General features: G+C 65.8%; 23 protein-coding genes. 2 read left to right on the forward strand and 21 right to left on the reverse strand.

Going from position 1 to position 22,422, the window contains the following annotated elements; translation table 11 throughout:
• Positions 1-39: 39 nt before the first annotated feature.
• Positions 40-1,254, forward strand: coding sequence for a cofactor-independent phosphoglycerate mutase (locus KIT79_12490; GenBank protein ID MCW5830119.1), 1,215 nt, complete (start codon positions 40-42; stop codon positions 1,252-1,254).
• Positions 1,255-1,280: 26 nt separating this feature from the next.
• Here KIT79_12490 and KIT79_12495 read toward each other — a convergent pair whose 3' ends face one another.
• The 9 genes from KIT79_12495 to KIT79_12535 form a co-directional block, all read right to left on the reverse strand.
• Positions 1,281-2,189 (reverse strand): glycosyltransferase, encoded by a 909-nt coding sequence (locus KIT79_12495; GenBank protein MCW5830120.1) that lies wholly within the window; start codon positions 2,187-2,189, stop codon positions 1,281-1,283.
• A gap of 32 nt (positions 2,190-2,221) precedes the next feature.
• A complete protein-coding gene (gene glpX, locus KIT79_12500; protein MCW5830121.1) occupies positions 2,222-3,160 on the reverse strand; it encodes a class II fructose-bisphosphatase in 939 nt (312 codons plus the stop codon).
• Between the two features lie 110 nt (positions 3,161-3,270).
• Positions 3,271-3,933, reverse strand: coding sequence for a Crp/Fnr family transcriptional regulator (locus KIT79_12505; GenBank protein MCW5830122.1), 663 nt, complete (start codon positions 3,931-3,933; stop codon positions 3,271-3,273).
• A gap of 120 nt (positions 3,934-4,053) precedes the next feature.
• Positions 4,054-5,106 (reverse strand): DUF4115 domain-containing protein, encoded by a 1,053-nt coding sequence (locus KIT79_12510; protein MCW5830123.1) that lies wholly within the window; start codon positions 5,104-5,106, stop codon positions 4,054-4,056.
• Positions 5,107-5,127: 21 nt separating this feature from the next.
• Positions 5,128-5,991, reverse strand: a complete 864-nt coding sequence (locus KIT79_12515) for a tetratricopeptide repeat protein (protein ID MCW5830124.1) — start codon at positions 5,989-5,991, stop codon at positions 5,128-5,130.
• Positions 5,992-6,007: 16 nt separating this feature from the next.
• On the reverse strand, positions 6,008-7,510 hold the full coding sequence (locus tag KIT79_12520) for a hypothetical protein (protein MCW5830125.1): 1,503 nt from the start codon (positions 7,508-7,510) through the stop codon (positions 6,008-6,010).
• A 131-nt stretch (positions 7,511-7,641) separates the two neighbouring features.
• A complete protein-coding gene (locus tag KIT79_12525) occupies positions 7,642-8,562 on the reverse strand; it encodes a bifunctional hydroxymethylpyrimidine kinase/phosphomethylpyrimidine kinase (GenBank protein ID MCW5830126.1) in 921 nt (306 codons plus the stop codon).
• Positions 8,563-8,599: 37 nt separating this feature from the next.
• Positions 8,600-9,451 (reverse strand): S-methyl-5'-thioadenosine phosphorylase, encoded by an 852-nt coding sequence (gene mtnP, locus KIT79_12530; GenBank protein ID MCW5830127.1) that lies wholly within the window; start codon positions 9,449-9,451, stop codon positions 8,600-8,602.
• Between the two features lie 31 nt (positions 9,452-9,482).
• Positions 9,483-10,424 (reverse strand): hypothetical protein, encoded by a 942-nt coding sequence (locus KIT79_12535; GenBank protein MCW5830128.1) that lies wholly within the window; start codon positions 10,422-10,424, stop codon positions 9,483-9,485.
• Positions 10,425-10,494: 70 nt separating this feature from the next.
• On the opposite strand from KIT79_12535, the gene KIT79_12540 reads away from it, so the two are divergent.
• Positions 10,495-11,178, forward strand: a complete 684-nt coding sequence (locus tag KIT79_12540) for a hypothetical protein (GenBank protein MCW5830129.1) — start codon at positions 10,495-10,497, stop codon at positions 11,176-11,178.
• Positions 11,179-11,429: 251 nt separating this feature from the next.
• Here the strand turns inward: KIT79_12540 and KIT79_12545 are convergent, their stop codons facing one another.
• From KIT79_12545 to KIT79_12600, 12 genes are all read right to left on the reverse strand, one after another.
• Positions 11,430-11,873, reverse strand: a complete 444-nt coding sequence (locus KIT79_12545) for a hypothetical protein (protein MCW5830130.1) — start codon at positions 11,871-11,873, stop codon at positions 11,430-11,432.
• Between the two features lie 22 nt (positions 11,874-11,895).
• Positions 11,896-14,010, reverse strand: a complete 2,115-nt coding sequence (locus KIT79_12550) for a hypothetical protein (protein MCW5830131.1) — start codon at positions 14,008-14,010, stop codon at positions 11,896-11,898.
• A 13-nt stretch (positions 14,011-14,023) separates the two neighbouring features.
• A complete protein-coding gene (locus tag KIT79_12555) occupies positions 14,024-14,434 on the reverse strand; it encodes a hypothetical protein (protein MCW5830132.1) in 411 nt (136 codons plus the stop codon).
• Entirely contained in the window at positions 14,431-14,742 is a 312-nt protein-coding gene (locus tag KIT79_12560; GenBank protein ID MCW5830133.1) for a hypothetical protein, read from the reverse strand. The genes KIT79_12555 and KIT79_12560 overlap by 4 nt, the downstream gene beginning before the upstream one ends.
• Positions 14,742-15,755: a hypothetical protein gene (locus tag KIT79_12565; GenBank protein MCW5830134.1), complete on the reverse strand. Its 1,014-nt coding sequence runs from the start codon at positions 15,753-15,755 to the stop codon at positions 14,742-14,744. The genes KIT79_12560 and KIT79_12565 overlap by 1 nt, the downstream gene beginning before the upstream one ends.
• Before the next feature lie 68 nt (positions 15,756-15,823).
• Entirely contained in the window at positions 15,824-16,537 is a 714-nt protein-coding gene (locus tag KIT79_12570; GenBank protein MCW5830135.1) for a hypothetical protein, read from the reverse strand.
• Positions 16,534-17,676: a baseplate J/gp47 family protein gene (locus KIT79_12575; GenBank protein ID MCW5830136.1), complete on the reverse strand. Its 1,143-nt coding sequence runs from the start codon at positions 17,674-17,676 to the stop codon at positions 16,534-16,536. Before KIT79_12575 ends, KIT79_12570 begins: the two co-directional genes overlap by 4 nt.
• Positions 17,669-18,139, reverse strand: a complete 471-nt coding sequence (locus KIT79_12580; protein ID MCW5830137.1) for a hypothetical protein — start codon at positions 18,137-18,139, stop codon at positions 17,669-17,671. Before KIT79_12580 ends, KIT79_12575 begins: the two co-directional genes overlap by 8 nt.
• 2 nt (positions 18,140-18,141) lie before the next feature.
• On the reverse strand, positions 18,142-18,909 hold the full coding sequence (locus KIT79_12585; protein MCW5830138.1) for a hypothetical protein: 768 nt from the start codon (positions 18,907-18,909) through the stop codon (positions 18,142-18,144).
• A complete protein-coding gene (locus KIT79_12590; protein ID MCW5830139.1) occupies positions 18,906-19,700 on the reverse strand; it encodes a hypothetical protein in 795 nt (264 codons plus the stop codon). The genes KIT79_12585 and KIT79_12590 overlap by 4 nt, the downstream gene beginning before the upstream one ends.
• On the reverse strand, positions 19,700-20,293 hold the full coding sequence (locus tag KIT79_12595; GenBank protein MCW5830140.1) for a hypothetical protein: 594 nt from the start codon (positions 20,291-20,293) through the stop codon (positions 19,700-19,702). Before KIT79_12595 ends, KIT79_12590 begins: the two co-directional genes overlap by 1 nt.
• An 8-nt stretch (positions 20,294-20,301) precedes the next feature.
• A complete protein-coding gene (locus KIT79_12600) occupies positions 20,302-22,218 on the reverse strand; it encodes a phage tail tape measure protein (protein MCW5830141.1) in 1,917 nt (638 codons plus the stop codon).
• Between the last annotated feature and the right edge of the window lie 204 nt (positions 22,219-22,422).

Here is a 22,422-nt window from a genome sequence, read left to right on the forward strand (position 1 = left end):
TTCTGCTGATGAAGGGCCGTCCGGAAGCCGTATAACCGCATGAAATATCTCATTCTTCTTGGCGATGGCATGGCCGACCTCCCCCACCCGAAACTGGGCGGGAAAACGCCGCTCGACCTGGCCAACAAGCCCCTGATCGACCGGTTTGCCACCTATGGCGAACTGGGCCTGTGCGACACCACGCCGAAGGGGTGTGAGCCGGGTTCCGACGTCAACAACATGGCGATCCTGGGCTACGACGCCGGGAATCTTTATACCGGCCGTTCACCGCTGGAAGCGGCGGCGATGGGATATGAACTGAAGGATGACGATGTGGCCTTCCGGTGCAACCTCGTCACACTGGACGGCGACGGTCTCGACTCGGTGATGAAAAGCTACAGCGCCGGGTCCATCACCACCGAGGAAGCCCGTGAGGTCATCGAAACCGTCCACGAAAAGCTGGGCGGCGACCAGGGCAGATACGGACGGTTCACCTTCCGGCCGGGCATCGCCTACCGGCACCTTATGGTCTGGCACGGCGGCAGGGAGCGGCACGACCTCAAGCCCCCGCACAACATTGCCGACAGGCCGGTGAAGGAATGGTTCCCGGTGGACGAGTCGCTGCGGTATCTCATGCTGGAGAGCCGCAAGTTCCTCAAGGAGCACCCGGTAAACCGGAAGCGGGTCGCTGCCGGAAAGCTCCCTGCCAACTCCGTCTGGTTCTGGGGCCAGGGCAAGCGCCCCCGCCTGCCGGAAATCACCGGCCAGATCGGCATGTCCGGGGCGATGATCTCGGCCGTGGACCTGCTGCGCGGCATCGGCAAGCTGGCCGGAATGGAAGTGATCAGGGTACCAGGCTCGACCGGTGAGATTCACACCGACTGGGACGCCGAGACCCTCGCCGCCATTGAGGCCCTGAAGCGGCATGACTTCGTGTTCCTCCACCAGGAGGCACCCGATGAGGCCGGCCATCAGGGAAATCCTGAGGACAAGATCAGGACGATCGAGTACCTGGACTCAAAACATCTGAAACCGATCGTGGATTTTCTGGATCAGAACCATCCGGACTACCGGGTACTGATCCTGCCAGACCATCCAACGCCATGGGCCACCAAGGACCACATTCCGGACCCGGTTCCTTACGTGCTTTACCGCTCCGGTGATGCCCGAAAGGGCGGCGTCACACCCCGGAAATACACCGAGCGCGATGCAGCTGCTTCAGGGATATTCATCCCACACGGCAAGGAGCTCGTTCCGAGAATGATGGCAGGCTGACCCTGCCGGTCTGCGCGGCAGTATGATCAGCGACTGGTGGCGATGAGGCTGGAAAGCCGTGCGATTTCCTTTTTCGTCCACAGTGACGGATCATACTCTTTCAGTCCGTTCGGAGCGGCGGCGTTCAACGCTGGCGGCTTGCCAAGTATCGTTCGGGCTGCCTCGCACGCTCCCGCAGGGGTTCTGCCGTCCAAACAACCCGGTATGTTCACAGTCCCGGCCACATGCAGCCCATAACGAAGCGCTTCCAGTGCCATCTTGGGCAGACCGTCATGAACCGTGGGCCGGAACAGCACGGTGGACGCGGCGTAGAGTTCGCCCAGATGGCCCCGGCTGACTTTGCCCGCATCAGTCACGTTAGATGTCGCGTTTCCGGGTAGCCTCCCTCCACCCACAGCCATGAACGGCACCGAAGGAAACTCATGGGCGAGGCTGAGGAAATGGCCAGTGCCATAGAACTCCTCCCTCCCGGGGGCCGAGTAAAACAGGACCTGATGCCGCACAGGCGCTGGACGGGAGACAAGCGAAAGATCGGGAGGCGTGAGCGGCATCAGTTCGGCCGCAATTCCCAGGACCTTGAGTTCTTCCACCAGATGCGGCGCGACAGCGGCATGCATCGTGACCGGCGAGCGCAGGACCAGTAGCTGCCGGCGCAACTCATCCCGGTTCAGGCAGTCATGGACATCGGTCCCGGCCCACAGCAGGACTATGGGACGGCGGAAGGCCTTCAGGCGTGCGAGCAGTCTTGGTGATCCCGCCATCAGGATAGCGACGAGAACGTCCCGCCGGGCGAGCTTCCATACAAGCGGGAGCAGCGATGGCCGGGCAAAGGACACGTCCACGGTGACATGGGCCCGCCACATCTCCCCGAGGGCTTGGCATATACCACTATCGCCGGTGAGCAGGATTCGGGGATCTGATTCGGCGGCCACCATCTGGGCGGAAGTGTAACCGCTTCCCGGACCTTTTACCGCAGGTGATGATGTCCCTCGACAAACCGGATCGTGCGGGTAGCCGAGCGCATGACGATCGAATGGGTAACGAGGCCATGCCGGGTGTATCTGACACCCTTCAGCAGGTCGCCATCCGTGACGCCGGAGGCGGCGAACATGGTCTGGCCCTTCGCCAGTTCGTTCAGGGTATAGACCTTGTCCGGGTCGGCAATGCCCATCGACTTCGCCCGCTCTTTCTCGGCGTCGTTCCGCCACCAGAACCGGCCCTGCATGTCGCCGTCCATACAGTTGAGCGCGGCAGCGGCGATCACCCCTTCCGGCGCACCGCCAATCCCGAACAGGATATCCACGCCCGTATCATCGAAGGCCGTGGCAATGGCGGCTGCCACGTCACCGTCACCGATCAGCTTGATCCGGCAGCCGGTGGCCCGGACCTGCTCTATCAGCTTTTCGTGGCGGGGACGGTCAAGAATGATGGCCGTGATATCAGTCACGGGTTTTCCCAAGGCCTTCGACACCGCCTCGAGGTTTTCCTTCGGCGGCCTCAGGATGTTCACCTTTCCCTTGGCGCGGGGACCGACGGCGATCTTCTCCATGTAGACGTCGGGCGCATTCAGCAGATTCCCCTTTTCAGCCATGGCGATCACGGCTAGCGCGTTTGGCAGCCCGCGGGCCGTGATGGTGGTGCCTTCCAGCGGATCCAGGGCAATATCAAGCTCGGGGCCATTACCGGTGCCAACCTTCTCTCCGATGTAGAGCATCGGGGCCTCGTCGCGCTCGCCCTCGCCGATCACCACAGTCCCCCGCATCTCGATGGCGTTCAGCCTGGAGCGCATGGCGTCCACGGCAGCCTGGTCGGCGGCCTTCTCATCCCCCCGGCCCATCAGGCGGGAGGCGCTGATGGCGGCGGCTTCGGTAACGCGGACTAGTTCAAGGGCGAGATTTCGGTCCATTGGCACAGCGCAAACTCCCTGGCCGGGCATACCGGTCAGCTGGTGGGGTAGCGCAACTGGCGGGGCAGGGGCAATGGAGCGGGAACGCTGGCGGCAGGATGCCCTCCGGCCTATCCCTTCAGGACGATCTTCTTGCCGTGGACGCGGATGTAGCCGTCCTTGGAGAGATCGGAGAGGACGCGTGAGACCGTTTCCCGCGAGGTGCCGATCATGGAGGCAATTTCCTGATGCGTGGGACGGTTCTCGATGACGATACCCTCGTCGGTAACAACGCCTTCGTTCTGGGAGATTTCGAGAAGCACACGCGCCACACGTCCATAAACGTCCAGCAGTACGAGGTTGCCGATCTTTTCGTCCGCCCGGCGCAGACGGCGGCTCATTTCGGCAAGGATATTGAGCGCCACGGACGGGAACTTCTGGACGTGGCTTACGAAGTCATCGCGCTTGAGCTGAAGCAGCACCGCGTCTTCCTTGGTGGTGACATCCGCGCTCCGGGGTTCCTGGTCGAGCAGCGACATTTCTCCGAAGAAATCCCCCGGCCCGAGCGTCGAGAGGATGATTTCGCGTCCATCCTCGCCGTACAGCGACACTTTCACCTTTCCCGAAGCGATAATGAACATCGAATCGCCCGGGTCCATCCGGTGTATGATCGGCGTGTCCTTGGGGAACTCCCGCACGGCTTCAAGCCGTGCCAAGGTTTCTATCTCCGAATCCGAAAGATCGGCGAAGATTGATACCCTCTTGAGCAGTTCCGCTTTGGTCCGGTCATCCATACGCTAGCAACCCACCCCCAAAACCACGGGTCCTCAGAGTGAACTTCATCCAGTTCCAAGCCGGGTGGTTATCACAACCAACTGCCCCTTATCAATCCGTTTCTTGCAATATCGACCGGCTTACTGCGGGGCGGCTTCGCCGGTGGTTCCCGGTTGCACAGGCGCACTTCCCTGCAACCGGATGCGGCTTGGATTGTTGTACCGCCGGAACGCCGGCGCGGGTCTCCCGTCAACGGTAACTGTCACGGCCGCCGGATTACCCGCCGTCAGTTCAGCCTCGCCGTCAAACCTGAACTCAAGCTGCTCTCCACTCCTCATCAGACGCTCGTAAACGGTCTTCCCGTCCTGGTAGATGAGAACCCAGCTCTCCCCGCTGGTAACCACTTTCACGCTGCGGGAACCGAATCCCGCAACGACCGGCGCACGTGGGAGCACCGGCTTTTGAGGTGCGGCCGCCGGTGCCGGTGCGGGCGGACTCGCTACCACAGGAGCAGCCGGGGCAGTTGCTTCCGTTTGTCCAATCCCCTCGGCTGGCGTTTCTTGCGCAGTTGCAGGCTGACCGGCCTCCGCGTCATCCGCTGACTCGCCCGTTATCGCGTCAACAGGCGGACCAGCCGGTTCTTCCGTAACCGCCATTTCCGGAGGCCGGATCACCGGGGCCGGCGCAGACGGAGCGGGCGGCGTCACCGGACGGCCAGCCAGACCTTCAAGATCGACATAACGGGTGACGACGACCAGCCCGACGATCATCAGGAGAAAAAACAGGAACGCGATTCGTCCCCGTGCCTGCCGCTGGGCTCCGAACGGTTGGGTCCTGCGAAGCTTGAGCGCCGTGTTGGCCTGCAGTTTCGGCGGAACGGGCGTCTCCGCCGTCACAGCCGCTGCCAACGGCGCCCCCAGGGCCTGTTCCACTTCGTGCCGGAGCGCGTCCATTTCGAGGCCCACGCTGCGGGCATACGACCGGACAAATCCACGCACGAACACATCTGCCGGAAGGTCAGCGCGACGGCCCTCTTCCAGAGCCAGCAGCAGTTCCACCCGGACCCGTGTCTGGTCCGATACATCCCGGACCGACATCCCCAGCGCCTCGCGGGCCGCCCGCAGCCGCGTACCCAGCCGCGCAAACGGAGACTGTCCCGCTGGGGCGGCCGGTTCTGGCGTTTCCGGTTCCATCAGGCTTCCTCCGGCAGGCAGCTACTTCCCGCGGCGGGCGGGACGTTCGTCTAGATAGTCCAGGTTCATCGCGGGCGGCAGTTTCTGTTCAGCCTTGGGAGGCTCCTTGCATTCGATCTGCTTGAGCAGGCGGAGCGTCCGGTCGCCGATTTCCGAATCGGGAGCGATCTCCTTCACCTTGAACAGGTTGTCGCAGGCCTTGGGGAAATCCTTGCGGCCAATATACAGGTTCGCAAGCTGGAAATACGGCTGCGGGAACCGGGGACCATGCCGTATGGCCGATTCGTATGCTTCGATTGCCTCCGGAATCCGGTCCATCGCCACCAGCACATCTCCGGTCTTCATGTGCCCTTCCCATGAGGCACGGTTCGACTGGGTTGCTGCCCGGCAGGCATCGAGCGCGGCGCGGTGGTTTTTCGTCCGGAGGTGAACCTCGCACTTGTTGATGTGGACCACATCCGGCTTGGTATAGAAAGCGAAGGAAAGCGCCTTGTCGAAGGCCTCGATCGCCTCCTGGTTGCGGCCAACTTCGGAATACACAATCCCCAGGTTGGTATAGGCTTCCGGCAGATCTCCCTTGATCTTGATCGCCTTGTTCAGACGGGAGATCGATTCGGGATAGTTGCGCATCCCCCGGTAAATCAGTCCCAGCAGGATCTGGGTGTCGGGATCGTCCGGGCCGACCCGCTCGGCTTCCAGGCACCGGGTCAACGCCGATGGATAGTCGGCCTTCAGGAAAAACTCCGAACATACCTCCTTGACCGACTGCGCCTGCTGTCTCTGCTTGGCCTTGTCGCCACAACCGGCAAGCGCTGCCACGAAAACCATGATGGTGGCGGCAACGGTAATGGCTGGTGTTTGCTGCTTCACGAGATTCTTATCCACCCTGGGCATCAGTCCCTTATAGCGTAGCCAGAAGCTTCCCGTAAGCCTTGAGGCGTCCGGCCCTTTCCTCGGCGGTCAGTGAAGGCGTGGAGGCGGCCACCGGGGCCGCCACGGCCGGAGCCTGCCCGGCAACGGGCATCTCAATATCTATATCGACCCCGGCCTCAGCCGCAGGTCCGGCCGCTGTCGCCTCATTGCCTGCGCTGTCGCCCAGGGATGGCTCGTCGATCAGCTCTTCCGTGCCGTCTGGCTCACCCGCGCTGGCGGCGGCAGGTGGCGACGAGAGAATATCATCAAGCGATTTGTCGAGATCGGCGGCCAGATCCTCTCCGTCCCCGAACAGGCTGTCCGAACCGCCAGCCACATCGGGGCCGTCCAGTCCCGCATCCAGCTCGCCGAACTCGTCACCGCCGGACAGTTTCATGAAGTCGTCATCGCCGGTTGCCTCGGGAGACGTTTTACCGGTGTCTGGCTCGTCCGGCATGAACTCACCAAAGTCCGCCCCGCCACCGGCAGCGGTATCCTCGTCCGCCAGTGCGCCGAAGTCGGTCGTCTCCTCTCCGGCCGGAGGAGGTGAGGGTGGCACTTCAACCTCCAGGTCAACCATATCCTCGCCGGCGGTGCCGGTGTCTTCCATCTCGGCCGTTTCGCCCAAGTCTTCGACCTCGACCGCCTCCACCTCGACACCAGCGTCACCGAGCGCCGAATCGAGCTCTCCCGACAGGGCTTCCAGGGCTCCCGCTTCTTCATCCGGCGGCTCAACCAGCTCGGAAACCATGCCGCCCGCCGTCGGCGCCGGCTTCGCCGGCGTACCCAGGTCCATTACCGGCTCGTCGTCACCAAACGGTGCATCTGCCAGCTCGGAACCGGCCGAAGAATCGAAATCATCAAACGGATTGGCGGGTTTATCTTCCCCTTCGGCGCTGGCATCCACTTCAAAATCGTCGAACGGGGAGTGCCGCTTTTCCTCCACGCCAGCCTCAAAGGCATCCACGTTCACCGTGGTTACCACTTTCTTTTCCTCTTCCGTGAATGCTTCGGGGTTATCCTCGAGGTCGACGATGTCATCGGAGAGATCCAGCAGTGAAGGATCCTCCTTGCTCTCCAGTTCCTGCCGGTAACTTCCCCCGCCAGACGCAAACACTGGAACCGATTCAAACACCGATTGCCGTTCTTCAGGCTGGAGCTTGCGGAACTGCGTGTTGTCCATCATGAAGCCCATCGACTCGATGAAATTGAGCGCCTGCATCTCGACGTCGGCAAAACTGGCGCGAGTCACCTTTGGACCATCCCAAACATAAACCCGCGGGGTGAATGTCCGCTCGTGGTACAGGTAGGCGAAGAGCTCGTACTGGTCCGGTGTGCGCTGGACGCCGACAATAAACGCTTCGGCCGGTTCCGGCTCACCGTCGCCGCCGTCCTGCGGAATGAGGTCGATCTTGTTCAGTGACCGGATCAGCGAGACGACCCGATCGGGTTTGGCCTCCACATGGTCACGATTGAGGTCGCAGGAGAACATCTTACTCCGCGCTGGACGCGCTCCGGATTCTGGGCCTAGCCAAATCAACACCCCACTGGCTGGCCTGGAAACGCAAAATTAAACGTCCTGCAATCCCGGAGTCAATGCGGAATGCTTATGGAGGAAACCGGCTAAAGCCTCGTAAACCTTACGAAATCGTTGAACCGGCGGCGGAGTTCGGCCGGACCCAGCGAAGCCGTACCGGCAGTGGAAAACCGCTCCACGACAAACGAGCCCATCACGCTTCCCCAGACGAGCGCCCGACGGAGCGCCGCATCCGAGAAGTTCCGCTCCTTCGCCAGTGCGCCCATCAAGCCGCCCGCAAAGCTGTCCCCCGCGCCGGTGGGATCGCGGACGATCTCCAGCGGATAAGCCGGTTGCGCAAAAAATGTCTGGTCCCGGGTAAACAGGTTCGCCCCGTACTCGCCCCGCTTGATGACCACCGCCTTGGGACCCATCCTGAGAACCCTCCGGGCAGCTTGGGGAAGCTGGTCACAGCCGGACAGCAGCCGCGCCTCGCCCTCATTGATGCAGACGAGGTCAACCTTCTTCAGCACCTTGTCCAGCACCGGCCGGGTTTCGGGCAGATTGATCCACAGGTTCATCGTATCAAGGGCCCTGAACTTCGCCTTTCTGGCCTGGGAAAGCACATGGAGCTGGAGCGCCGGATGGATATTGGCGAGAAACAGCACCTCGGCCTCCCGGTAGTGGGCCGGCAGGTTTGGCCGGAAGGTGGCAAACACATTCAGTTGTGTGTCGAGGGTTTCCGCCTGGTTGAGATCCTTCAGGTACGATCCTTTCCAGCGGAACGTGTCTCCGCTGGAAACTTCCAGCCCTGCGAGATCGACACCGCGCTTTTCGAGATGCCTGATCGTCTTCGCCGGAAAATCCTTCCCGGCAACCCCGACGAGTCTCACCTTCGTGAAGTAGCTGGCGGCTATCGAGAAATAGACCGCTGCACCGCCCACGGCGTCGCGCACACGGCCCGAGGGCGTCTCCACATCGTCCAGGGCGACCGAACCCACCACGCAGATATCGTACGGAGATGCCATGAGAGTTCCTTTCAGGATGAGACAGGTGTGAAAACGGTCAGCCCAGGTATTTCCCGATCAGCGGCTCCAGCCGGCGGCGGGTTTCCGGCGGGATCGCGTCGCGGCCGGTGACGATGGCCGTCTTGAGCGCGCCGTGGGCCGCACAGGGCTCGTCCGGTTTCATCCGCTCCAGGACCTTGCGAATCACCGACTGCGCGTTCCTGGCATTCTGGAGCAGGACCGCCACCACCGCATCCGCAGTCACTTCCTCGTCCTTCCAGCAGTCGTAGTCGGTCGAGAGTGCCAGCGTCGCGTAGCCCAGCTCGGCCTCGCGGGCGAGCTTTGCCTCGGTCGCGTTCGTCATGCCGATCACATCCACGCCCCAAGAGCGGTAGAGCATCGATTCGGCCCGGCTGGAGAACTGCGGCCCCTCCATGCAGACATACGTGCCGCCATCATGAACGGTGAGCCCGAGTTCACGGGCCGCCACGACCAGATGCCGGGCCATCCCCTCGTCAACCGGATGGCCGTAGCTCACGTGCGCCACGCAGCCGTCACCGAAGAAGGTGCTTTTGCGGTGTCTGGTGAGATCAATGAACTGCCGGGGCACGACCATGTGGCCGGGGTGGATCTCCTCCTTCATGGAACCCACGGCCGAGATGGCGAAAATCCGGTCTACGCCGGCCGCCTTCATCGCCCAGATGTTCGCCCGGTAGGGAACTTCCGTGGGGAGATAGCGATGCCCGCGTCCATGCCGGGCGAGAAACACCAGTTCGCGGCCGTTCAGCACCCCGGCCATGAGCGCGTCGCTCGGGCGGCCAAAGGGCGTCTCCACCTCGATCTCGTTCAGGTTCTGGATTCCATCCATCTGGTAGAGGCCGGAGCCGCCGATGATGCCGATGCGTGCCATAGGGTTCTCCCTTTTGTCCCCGCGGCGGGGATCAGTACTTGATGAACTGGATGAGCGGCCCCACCCGAACGGTGATATGGCGCGGAGCGGGCTTTACCTCGCCGTCCAGCATGAAGTCGTAACCGTCATCCTTCAGGTCAATGGTGAAGGTCCGCACCAGCTCGTCATAGACCGCGCCCTTGATCTTCGTGCCGAAGTAGATCGCCGGGAGCTGCGCGACAATGTTGAGCGGATTGATCGCCGCCGCGATGATCTGTGCCTTGCCCGGCACCGCCAGCGTGCGCCCCAGCGGGCTGAAGCCGAGGCCGATTTCCGACACCGTGGAGGCCATGATGACGGTGTAGTTCTCGTAGGGCGAAGGGTTCTCGTCGCCCACCACCCGCGCCCGGACGCGGGCGAAGATTCGCCGGGCGTAGGGCCCCCACCGCAGCGTGGAGAGCACCGCCCGCCCCAGCACATAGACCGCCTTCATCGGGCCCGTGGTTTCGCCCTCGTAGTAGAGCTTCAGGAACGAGGCCGCGAGCCCCAGCCCAAAGATGAAGCAATGTTCCTGGCCGTTGATCTCCAGCGTGTGCCGCTCGACGATGGCGAACCGGTCCTGCTTGCGGAACTTCGACACCACGCGGTCGAGGATCGACGCCGGTGAACCGGTCATTCCCCGGAACGAACGGCTGATCGTGTTCATGGTGCCGCCGCAGAGAAGCACCACCAGCGGCAGTGGTTTCCCCGCCGCCTGGTAGATGGGAATGGCGCGTGTCAGGGTATGGTGCAGCGTGCCGTCCCCGCCATTCAGGGCGAGGATTTCGATATCGCGGTCCACCAGTTCACGGACAACGCCCTCGATCTCGCCGAGCGTGTTCGTCTCGCGAACGACCCCGTGGGGCCCCAGGACGAGCTTCAGCTCCTCGCAGATCACCGGACGCCGCCGGTTCATGCGCGAGTTGGGATTGGAGATAACGCCGATTCCAGCCACCCGAAACTCCCGTTCCCCTGCCGGAAGGCCCTGTTGGACCCGCCGGAAACCATCGTATACATAACGGGACGTGGGCCGCCAACCTGATACCTGCCGTTTGGTCCGTCGTGGACACGTTCTGGCCGCGTTCTTCCTGCTGCCACTCGCCCTCTCCGCCTGCGGCGCCAAGGGCCGCCCGGCGGTGGAGCTCGACGAGTACGAGAAATACCGCGGCCAGACTGTAACGTCGCTGAGGCCCTCGCTCCTCAACTACTATTCCGAGATGCCGCGCGGCCTGCGCCTCCAGTGCCTGGAACCGCCACCCCGCTACTCCCTGTTCCAGACGTTCACGGCCCGCGGCGGGCCGGGCCCGGCCACCGTGGAGCGCAAGATCGACGCCGGCGAGACGGCCACCATCAGCAACGTGGTCCGGTACAAGGAAGCGCCGGGCGTCGTTTACCTGGAGGCCCGGCTCGACCGGGACCGGACCGAATGCATCATCCCGCTGGCCGAGGGGCTCCAGTACCGGCTCGTTTTTACCCGCACGGAACTGGACGACTTCAACCGGCTCCCGCCCGAACTCCGCGGGCAGATTGTCTCCCGCCAGCTCCGGCCAGGCATGAAGACCGAACACGTGCTGCTCACGCTCGGCGTCCCGCACGAGCGCATACCGGGCGCCCTGCCCGGCACCGAGACCTGGACCTACATCCCGCAACTCAACAAGCTCATCTATCTGGATTTCGATGGCGGCGAACTGAAGGGAATGCGGGAGTAGGTAGGAGGCCTTACTCCACCTTGAACAGCCAGACCGGTCCCCATTTCTGCTCAAGCTGTAAGCGCGTGTCATAAACCGGCGCGAAAAGTTGTCATAAACGCCTTTCCGGCGGGTTTCACTTTTTGAGTCGATTCGTTTCACTTTTTGAGGGTCAGGGACGGCGCGGGTTTCAGTTTTTGCTGGGGCCGGCTCCGCCAGGATCGCTGGCTCGGCCGGGGCACTTCACAACACAACGGTGTTCTTTTGATGGATCAGGCCGGCGCGGCGGCGGTCTTGCGGGCCTTCGCCCGCGCGAGCCGGGCGGCCTGCCTCGATCGCACCGCCTCGCGCTTCTGCTCCAGTTCGGCCTTCACCGCCTTCCGGTAGGCCGGGTCGCGGAGCATCCGGATGATTCGGTCGTAGGGTCCGGGCCGGACTGAAACCGGCGATGAGGGGGTAAGGTCTCCCGGGAATGGGGGCCGCGACAGTGGCGCCTGCTGTGACGAACTCTCCTGCGGCCGACAGCCGCCCAGGATGCCCGCCCGGCGGACTCGTTCCCCGGCCGTCAGCGGCTCGCCAGGCTTGGCCTGCCGGCGCGCCCGTGGCCTGGCCGTGGGCGGACCCGGGGAGGCCTTCCGCCTGGCGGCCAGCCGTTCGCGGAGGCCGGGCCGCGAAGCGCGGCCTTTTGGTCCGTTCTTTCGAGTTAAGATTCCCATGCGCTTTTCCTCCGTCACTCGCTCAGGTGTCGAGCGTCACGGTTTCCCAGCCGCCCGCGCCGTCGCTGACCCTCAGCTTCCCGCTCGACAGGTCGAGCCGGATGTAGGCCGCCGGAGCCCCTTCTGGATCATCCATACTGTCTCCGAGCCGGTCCGGCGTCAGCGCCGAGACCGTCCCGCTGTAACCCGCGTGCACCGTGCTCGCGCGTGTCTCCTGGGTGAGGTGAACCACTGTGAGACCCTGGGAATCGTCATCGATCCCCACGACAGCATCATCGGCCAGAACCGACTGGCCGTCCAGCAGGACGAGCGGCGCCAACCCGTCGTCGTGATGGAAGCTGCCCGGACCCAAAACGGTCCGCCCACGGCCGATCACCACGGTACCGGCGGTGGTGATCAGACCGCCGATGACACCCGCTCCGGCACCGTTGGATATGGCGACATCATCCAGGACGAGCCGTGAGCCGGTCTCAGGATTACCTCCAGCAGTACCGGTAATGAGGAGCTGCGCGTCCTCGCCGGAGAGACCTTCGACCTCAAATGGACCCCCGCTGAACCGGGGGGTACCGGCCAGTATCGCCCTGGCGGTCTCCACCGACTCCTCCTCGGTAATTTCCAGCGTGATGACGATGGGGCTGGCGTTGCCCCCCGTCGAGTAGCTGTTGCGCGCATTCACGAACTCAATGCCCTCGACCGGCCATATCTGGAGTTCGCCGAACGGCACGCCGCCGACAGGGACGGAGATATTACTCCGGCACCGGATACGGGCGCCCGGCGCGCCCTCTGCAATGGCGTCCATGAGGAACTCCATCATGGACTCCCAGTCGCTGAAGACCGTGGAGCCATCCGGAGTCGCGCCGGAATCGAACACCAGCTCTACGATCCCGGCCGACGCGCCGGACGTGGGCCCCAGCACCGGCCAGCCGTCAGAGTCCACTGACAGCACACGCTTCCACATGCCTTCGTGAAAGGCTGCACCTGAAACTGGTGCCATCGGAAGAAATGGGCCGGGTGTTCCGAGCAGAGGACCAACGAATGCAGCCAACTCCGCGCCCGACTGCGTTCGGTCAAGCATGACCAGCGCCGGGCCGTCAGGGAGCTGAACCGCGTAGGTCGAGATGCGCGTGGAGCCGTCCTTGCCGTCGCGGCGGATAGCCGCCCGCCAGCGCCGGAGTCCGAGGGCGGTCTCGGCCGTCGGTGACCCAGCCGTGAACACCACCGCGACCTGCGGGTCCGAGTGGTCATACCAGCCGACGCTGAAGCCGTCGGTACCGGCGTCGCCATCGAGCGCCTGGATGTCTTCCAGGCGTGCCGCCTCGCGGGCCGTCGCGCCGGAATAGAGCGCGAACCTCAGGCTCGCCATCGCCACGCCGAGCTGTGTGCCGATGTCGTAGACCTCGCTCCAGCTCCCGCTGTCCTTGATATATGCCTTCCCGGCGGCGGCATCGACGGCGAGGTCCATGTCCTCGCCCGTGCCGTTGTCAGGAGGCCCATCCGTGTCGAGGATCGCTCCGCCGGCGGTGACGCCGAGAAGCTCCCAGCCGGTGCGGCCGTGCCGGTACCAGATCGCGTTCTGCCCGTCTCCGGCGGCGGTATCGCGGGCGAGGGAGCCCGGATTCCCGAGCTCAGGCGGCGGCGCACCCTCGTAGCTGCCCTCGAAAAACTCGATCTCGTAAGGGAGGATTTCGGCCGTCACCGTGTCCGGGAGCGGCTCGCCCTCTGAGGTGGCGTCGCCGAGGACGCCCTCGTCGAAGCCCATGAGCTGGCCGGTGTCCGCGCCGCCCTCGCCGACCGGCTCGCCGGCCGGGCCGCGAAGCTGGCCGCTGAAGGCCCACTCGCCGCCCGACTTGACGTAGAAATCGAGGCCGGGCGAGGCGGTGTCGACGTAGAACTGTCCATCGGAGCCGGTCTCGTTTCCGGGAGCGCCGCTCCCGGTGAGCCACTGGAGCGCGCTCTCGCCGGCCGGGACGGTCCAGACTCCGCCCTTCCAGATGCGGATGACCGGCGCGCCGTCGCCGGGGCCAGTGAGCACGACGCGGATGTCGCCCTCGCGGTTGCCGGCATCCGGCAGGTCCGGGACCGTCGCGACGGGATCCCGCCAGTTTCGTAGGGCCCCGGGTAGTCTCGTAATCTGCATCTCGTCTCTCCGTTCAGGCGACCCGGATCCCGTACAGGAACCGGCCGTAGACCGTGTGTCCCGAGCCGAGCGAGCCCGTCTCGCGCAGCCTGAGGCGCTGGGGCACCGAGTCGATCTGGAGTGTGCGGCGGCCGGCGCCCATCGTGATCTCGCCCTCCTGGTCCTCCATCGGCTCCCAGACCGATGTGGAGGTGTCCTGGTTCAGGGCCCCCTCGCTGGCGAAGAGCTGCTCGGCCGGGTCCGACGGCAGCGGCTGGCCAGGGTCGGTGTCGCACCCTTCGACCGCGATGACCGCGCCGCTGAAATCATCGAGGCCAGCACCCTCGCCGTAGATCTGGATCCGGACATCCTCGGCCTGCGGCTGCCGGAGCACCGCCAGCTGGCCGGCCTGGAGGGCGAACCGCTGCTCCTTCCACTGGATCACCTGCCACCTCCGTTTCGCCCGCCGCGTTCGGTGAGCACGGCGAGCTGGGTGGCGAGCGCCACCAGCGCATGGCGCGTTTCCTTCAGCTCCGCCACGGCATCTCCCATCGCCTGCTCGACGGGCCGCACGCGCAGCTCGATGTAGGCCATCGTCGCCGCCCAGTTCACCGCGAACGACCCCACGAGCACCGCCACGAGATGCTTCCACCGGACGAAGATTTCCGGAGCGTCGATCGGCGCACGGCGGCCTCCGTCGCGGGTAGGCGACTGCAGCGAGCCCCCGGCGTCGAGTTCCTGCGGATAGAACATCAGTAGATCCTCATGGCGTACTGGAAGCCCCGGTAGGCTGGAACATGGTTCGCCGTGGACACAGAGTGCGTGTGCGCCGTCAGGTGGTTGTTGATGGCGCCGCCGCCGACCACCGAGGTGTTGTTTTCGATGACTTCGTTTCCTGGCGAGGCGGTGGTCGGGTTCGTGCCGGTCGTGTGGCTGTGCGTATCGGAGCCGCCGGACGGCGTCGAGGCGACTTCGGCCGACGCCGCCGCGCCCCGGACGAACCGGTTCGTCAGGTCCGGGACCGCAAGCCCGTGGAAGGGCGAGCGAGGCTGGCTTACGGTGCCGCCCGTGAGGGCGATCCAGTTCGAGGGCAGCGCGTCGGCGGACCCCTTCCGGATCCAGGGCACGGGCATGCCGACCGGCAGGGCCAGGTCGGAATCCGCGAGCGGTTTCGCCGGGAACGTCACGGTGACGGTTCCGATGCCGTTCGTCGCCCAGTTGCACAGGAAAAACCTCGTCGGGTCTGCCACCGACCGGACGCCGTTCGTCCATGCGAATTCGGCGACTCCGTCGGCACCGGCCGTGACGAGCTCGAACACTGGCCGGTTCGTTTCAGGGTCGAAGCCGCTGAAGTGCAGATACAGCCCGCCGGAGTTCGACTCCGGAAGGTCGCTCTTGTCGCGGTCGGCGGACGGTTCGTACCAGTAGCCGTTCACGAGGATCCGGCAGGAGGAGGGCAGCCGGACGGTGTTCGGCGCCGGTGAAGTGACATCCGACCCGGCGAACATCCGGTTTCCGAAGAGGCGGTAGAGTTCGGCGGCCTTGCGGGCATGGGCCCTCACCGAGGAATCGCGCACGTCGGCACCGATCAGGTCCGACAGCTGCTGGGCGACCGCCGTGACGCGGCGGTTCAGGCCCCGCCCGGTCTTGTTGGACGGCGCGGTCTCGTCACCGCCCTGTACGAGATCAGAGGTCTCGATCTTCGGGACGTCCGCCTCGAAGGCTGCATAGCGGTCTGCCGGTGCTGGATCTGCGAATACGCCCATGACGGTCCGGAGTGGCCTCCGCTCCTGACCTTACGCGGGGGCGGTTCCGGTTTGCGGGACCGTCGCGGTCATTCCCACAGGTCCGATGGCAGCCCCCAGACGCCGCCGTATTCCGCCGCCCCGCCGTGGAGCAGCTGGCCGCCGTTGTAGTCCGCGCCGTCGTAGCGGTAGGGGTGCCCGGTCTCGGAAGCGAACACGGTCGCGTAGTAGGTGTGATCGCCGTCCGGATCGTAAAGATAGAACAGGAACCGGTAGGGCCTTGACCTTGCCGGTTTCACGAGGCGGACCTGGTTCAGGAGGCGCCGCCAGGCGTGAACGTCCGGGATCTGGTCTTCCGAATTCAGATAGATCACCACGTCGAACAGTGCCCAGGCGAGCCAGCCGAAATCGATCATTCCGTCGTGGACCCACGTTCCGTCGTAATAGGTCTCCGACCGGTCCTCGAGGATCTCCACGCGGGGGAACCCGAGCAGCACGAGCGCGGCCACCATGCCGGGGTCGGTGCCCGCCGACCGCCAGGTGGCGTGCGCCGCGATGACCCGGGCCCGGTAATGGTCCTCCGTTTCGCCGGTCGCGGGATCGATCGCCCGGGCGCGGCCGTGGCGCCGGAGTGCCTCGCCTTCCGAGAACCGGGGGAACCGGAGCGTCCGGGCCAGCTCCAGCTCGTCCTGCCGCTTCTGGAGCGTTTCGGTGAGCGTCTCCCACAGGCCGTGGATTTTCTTCCCGGCGTCCCACAGCCACGGCACGTTCAGCCAGTCGCGGAAATACTCGATGACGGTCACGGCTGCGAAGCCTCCGTGACCGTGAGGGTCCACTCTCCGCGTACGGCCAGTTCGCCGGGCGCAAGCGTGACGTTCGCGGACGGCGCGGCGAACACCACATCTTTCAGCGGGAACCGCCGGAGCAGCTCCATCGCCAGACGGGCGCGGACGAAATCCTCCCCGACCTCCTGCGGCCGGAGCAGGGGTTCCAGCGAGCCGTTCAGCTCGAAGAAGGCGTCCAGGACCGTTTCCGCCTCGGCGGCGAGACCGGCATAGGCGCGGCCCGGCAACGCCACCAGCTGGGCCTCGCCGTCCACCGGCACGGCGGCCGGGCCCAGAACCAGCAGATCGTCGTTCACCGGCCGGATCGCCTGGAGCGCCTCCGTGACGGCTTCGATCAGCCCCTCGGTCGGAATGCCGGCCGAACTCACCACGTACACGTCGACCGTTCCGTGCCCCCTCGGGTGCTGCGCGTCAACGAAGGCGGAGACGACTCCGGGCACGGCCAGCGCCGCCTGCCGGTAGGCTTCGGCGGTGGTGCCCGACGCCAGCGACTGCCAGACGCCGAGAATCCGGGTGCGGTAGGGCTCGTGGTCCTCTTCGTCGGCGCCCTCGGCGGTGAGCCAGTTCTCGCCGTTCGTGACGCTATCGACGCCCGGAACCGGGGTGACAATCTCCGTGATCCGTCCGGTTCCGGCGTTGTATCCGGAGCCTGTCCCGAGGGCGCGGACCGGCGCGTCCGCCGACGTCTCGCCGTCAGGGATCACGGCCTCGGCTGCCGTCTCATAAAGGTATCTTCGTCCCTGCGAATCGGTCTTTGTGCCGACCTGGGTGCCTGACGGAATCGCCGTGTTGCCGTCGGTCCCCTCGCGGACGAACGTGACGACGCCTTCGGCTACCAGCGCGCCTTTGCGCGGGCGGTTCACGTCCTGCCCGTGCAGGTCCAGCCAGCCGCCCTGCGCCGTGGCGGCGAACACCATCTGGATCACCGCCCAGCAGAACCGGTGCAGCCAGAACGCCCCCTCGATCAGCGTTTCCAGCCACCAGCGCGTCAGGCCCGGCGAGTTCAGGTTCGTGTCTTCGGGCAGCTTCTGCCGGGCGATCGTCATCACCTCGTCGCGGATTTCGTCGCGGGTCATCAGCTTCGGAATGTCAGCCATCGGCAATCCCCTCGTCACGTCCGAAGCCCGCCTCGCGGCGGGTCCGATCTATGGTGACCTGGAACCGGTCCGGGTCGGCCACGATGAGGAGGCTCGACCGACGGAGTTCGTCCTCGTCGTACCAGCCGAACGAGACGCGGCACCGGAACGAGGGGCCGTCCTTCACGACCTCGGCCCCTGTGTAGGCCGGATCGATGCGCGGGTCCGCGTTCACCTGGTCCTCGAGGTCCAGCCGGAGTTCCTCCTCCATGCCGGGCTGGTATTCGGCGCCGTAGTACCGGCTCCACTGGATCCCGGCGGAGCGGTCGAAGAAGATGGAGCCCAGCTCTGCCCGGAGGCGGATCGCGAGGTCCTGCACGAGCACCTCGGACCCGGAGCCCTCGACGAACGTTCCGCCCGCGTCGGTTTCCAGGTCGGTCATCGGATCGTCCAGAAGCAGGTCTTTCCCGCCGGCGGTGCCCATGACTATTCCGCCCTCGTCTTCACGGCCGTGGCGATCACCGACGGCGGCTGGCCCAACACCGTGACCGCACCGCCCATGGAATCCCGGAGCCCGCTGACGTCCACGAGGTCGCCGTGCCGGGCGACGGGCCTTCCGGCCGGGCCGCCCAGATCCACCAGCCCGTTGATGGCCGTCTGCGGGCTGGTGACCGTCAGCAGCGTGGCGAGAATCTCGGTGATTCCGCCCGGCTTGAGGTCGATCGCATGTCCCGGGGCGAGTTCCATCCCCGCGGGGCCCCCCACGGGAGCCACCAGCTGCACGCGCCCCATGAGCTGGATCAGCGGAGCCATGATCTCCGCAATCCCCTGCCGCAGGACGACGCGGGCCGCACCGTTCACGAAGACGATCTCCCCGGCGGCAGCGCCGGGCTGCGCGAGCCGCTTCATGCGGGAATGGGTCGTCCGGCCGTCCAGATACGGACGGTTCGGATCGCCATAGAGGAAGGCCACGCGCACGGCGGTGCCCACCGCCGGCAGCGCGAAGATTCCCGCGCCGTCGCGGCCCACGAGCGGGTCCAGCTCGAGTCCCGTGATCACCTGATCCGTGAGCCGTCCCCTGCGGTCCATGAGCTGCACATCCACCCCGTAGGCGGACGGACCCTGGTGGAGCTTCGTGACGACGCCCTCGACCGGGAACCGCATGTAGTGGGAGAGGTCCGGCATGGCCTTCTCGACGAGACGGCGGACCGTCTCCAGCAGCTTTCCGGCCGCGATGAGCGGACCGGTGCTCACTGCATGAACCTCATGGCGAGGTCGGTTCTCGCCCGGCGGGCGTCCCAGGTGTCGATCGCCATCAGGACACGGCCGTCCGCGGAGACGCCGGATACCGGATCCTCCACCCGCACCCGCTGGCCGATCTCGATGCCGAAGGCAGCCGGGCACTCGGCCTCGAAGATTCCTTCGCCCGTGTGACGGCGGGCGATGATGTTGGTCCCGTAGGCGATCCGGACCTGCGGCGCGGACGGCGCCAGCATCGGGTCGCCGATGTGCAGTATGCCGCCGGTATCGAACCATCGGGTGACCTGCCAGTCGGCGCGCGGCGCCGAGAAGGCCGCCGCATGGAGGAGGGAGTCGAGGGCGGCATCGCGGGTGTGGTCGCCGAACGCGATCGACCAGCCTGCGGCGGGACCGGGCAGGTGGTGGACCTTGGCATCCTGCCAGATCCCGGAGAGCGTCTGCCGGATGTCCCCCGAACTCCTGGCATGGGCGAACCCGTCGCGCCAGAAGACCGGCGAGCCCGGCTTCAGGATGACATGGGCGGTCTCGTCCAGATCATGGGAGTCCACGAACCCGCCGAAAAGCGCCCGTGCCGGTTCGCCCGGACGGAACCAGTCGAGCCTGGCGGGGGCGCGGTCCCGCAGCAGCGGGGCGACACGACCGTCCGAGTTCTCGACCTCGAGCGCGGCATACTCTCCGCCCAGCGACGACCGGATGACGGTGAGCCGCACGAGCCGGCGCGTGAGGTCGGACCCGCCGATCCTGAAACTGACCGCTGGCCGGCCCGCTTCGACCGACGGTTCCATCAGTTGGTCCCCCCCGAGAGCGGCGGAATCTGCGCCGGGTCGCGCGTGTCCGGCCTGGGCGGCATGCCGGCGGCATCGGGCGGCTGGCCGGACGTGGAAATCTTCGAGCCCATGAACTCCAGCGCCGGCGGCAGGGCGGCGCGGCGGCCCTCCATGATCGCGGCGGCGCGGGCGAGCTGGGCCTTCATCGGGCGGAACTGCTCGAACTCCAGCACGGCGCGGATCGAGTCCTCGGCAGCGCCGTCCTCGGACCGGAGCTTCGAGAACAGCACCTCGCCGAGGCGGCGGGCCTTGGCGTGCGGGGCATAAAGGCGGAACACCTTCGGGGTGCCGTCGCCGGTCTTTCCGGAAAAGAGCCGGTCGAGACCGGCCAGCTGCTCCTCCGGCGTCTCGCCGCCAGAGTCCGATTCGTCGAGCAGGAGGAGTTCGAGCGTCGCCCGCGCATCGCCGATGGAGACCGGTTTCCGGATCGAGCCCTCGATGCCGGGGACCTGGAACTCGTCGATGACGATGTCCCGGTCCACCGAGAAGTACTGGTACCGGCCCGGCACCGGGACCCCGTCCAGGGTCACGCCGCCGTTCGCCACCGCCACGCGCCCGCTCATGCCAGCCCCCTGGACACGCGGTCCAGCACCGAGAGGAACTCCATCGCCTGGGACTTCGTGGAACCTCCCGACAGGTTGAAGACGGGGCTGTTCAGGACGATGCCGCCGCGCGAGGGCTGCCCGGATCCTTCCCCGCGCCCGGCGGCTCCCCTGCGGGCACCGGCGGCGTCAGGCATGGCGACCTTGAGTGTCTTCTCGACCTTCATCGAGAGCGCCCCCTCGCCGTCCTCGATGCCGCCGCCGAACGTTTCGGCGAAGCGCATCCCCGACAGGGTGAGGTCCGAGAGGGGCCCCACCTTCGCGTCCGAGAACGGCAGGTATTCGCGCAGCGCCCCGAACACTTTGCCGGCTGCGTCCTTGAGCCGTCCGGCCGCTCCGAGAAACCCATCGATGAACGTGTCGAGTATCTTCGGACCCGCCTCGGCCATCCAGTCGAACAGGAGGCGGAACTCGCCCCGGATCTGCGCCCAGTTTTTCCAGATCACATGGCCCGCCCAGGCGAGCGCCCCGGCGGCGGCGATGAAGGGAATCAGCGGAGCCATCGCCGCCCAGGCCGCCGCCGCCAGGCCCCAGAGCGGGGCGAGAACGGACACCAGGCCCGTCTTCGCCACCAGGAGGGCGGCATTCAGGGCGGCCCAGCCGGAAGCCACGGCCGGAATCATGACGCCGAGCGTGCCAAGCGTGAACAGGATTGATCCCGCGACGAGGAGCAGCCCGCCGAAGGCCAGGGTCGAGAAGACGATGATCTTCGTCAGCGTGGCGTGATCCCGGGCGAAGCCCAGAATCCGGTTGACGCCGGACGTGAAGATGTCGAGTGCCCTCGTTACCGCCGGGACGAGCTGCTCGCCGATCTCGATGCCGAGCGTCGACACGCTTCCTTTCAGGAAGGTGAGCGAGCCGGAGAGCGTGTTCCGGTTGTTCTTCGCGAACTGCTCGCCGACGCCATTCGCCTCGATCATGGTCTCGCGCATGCGCCGGACCTCGCCGATGCCGGTGTTCATCACCGAGTTGAAGACGCGGAGCCCCTCGCTCCCGCCCATGATCTTCGCCTTGAACACGTCGGCCTGGGCAGCGGGGAACCGCGAGAGCGCGCCGCTGATGTTCTCGAACACCTGGGTCATGGGGAGCATCTTCCCGGAGGCGTCGCGGGTCTGGATGCCGAGCATGGCGATGAGCTTGCGGGCCTCGTCGGAGGGGCTCATGAGGGCGTTCAGGGCCGACCTCACGGCCGTTCCGGATTCCATCGCGGAAACCCCCGCGTTCCGGAGCGAGGCCATGACGGCGATGGTCTCTTCCAGGGACTGGTTCGCCGAATAGGCCGCCGCACCGGCCGCGCCGATGGCGGGGCCCAGTTCGCCGATCTTGAAGGCGCTGATGTTTCCGGACGCCGCCATCACGTCCACGACATGCGCGGTCTTCGACACGTCGAGCCGGAAGCTGTTGAGAACACCGGAGACGGCAGCGGCGGCCTCGCCGAGCCGGAGGTTGCCCGCCTCGGCGAGCAGCAGCGTGGGCCGGATCGACCCGAGGATCTGCTGGGTGTTCTGCCCGGCGGACGCCAGCTCCTGCATCGCCTGGACGGCCTCGGTCGGATCAAACCGGGTGTCCACGCCGAGCTGCTTGGCCTCGCGCTGGAGCTTGACGAATTCCTCGGCCGTCGCGCCGCTGATCGACTTGAGGGTCGCCAGCTCGCCCTCGAACTTCATGGCGGCGTTCGTCGGCAGCGCGAACGCGCCGACGATGGCGGCGCCCGCGAGCGCCATCCCCTTGCCTACGTTCTGCACGCGGCGGGAAACCTCGACGAGCCCTTTCGTCTGGTCTTCCATCGCCCTGATCTGCCGGTGCGCCTCGAGCATCGGGCCCGAAAACCTGTTGATGACCTCGAGGACGACGCCGAGATGGTATTGTCTCACGGCTCACTCCTCCCCGAACAGCCGGGCGATGGCGTTCGCCCGGATGATGGCGACCTGCTCCTGCACATACAGGGCCTCGGCCACCCGGTCCCAGAACCGGTCCGGGTTTGATGCTGCGTCGGCTCCGAACGTCCGTCCGAACGTGGCCTCGATCAGGGCGCGGCCCTGGGCGAATGGCCGCCGCTCGAGCCGGGCCCGCGCGGC

The organism is Deltaproteobacteria bacterium, assembly GCA_026129095.1.
Lineage (GTDB): Bacteria > JAGRBM01 > JAGRBM01 > JAGRBM01 > JAHCIT01 > JAHCIT01.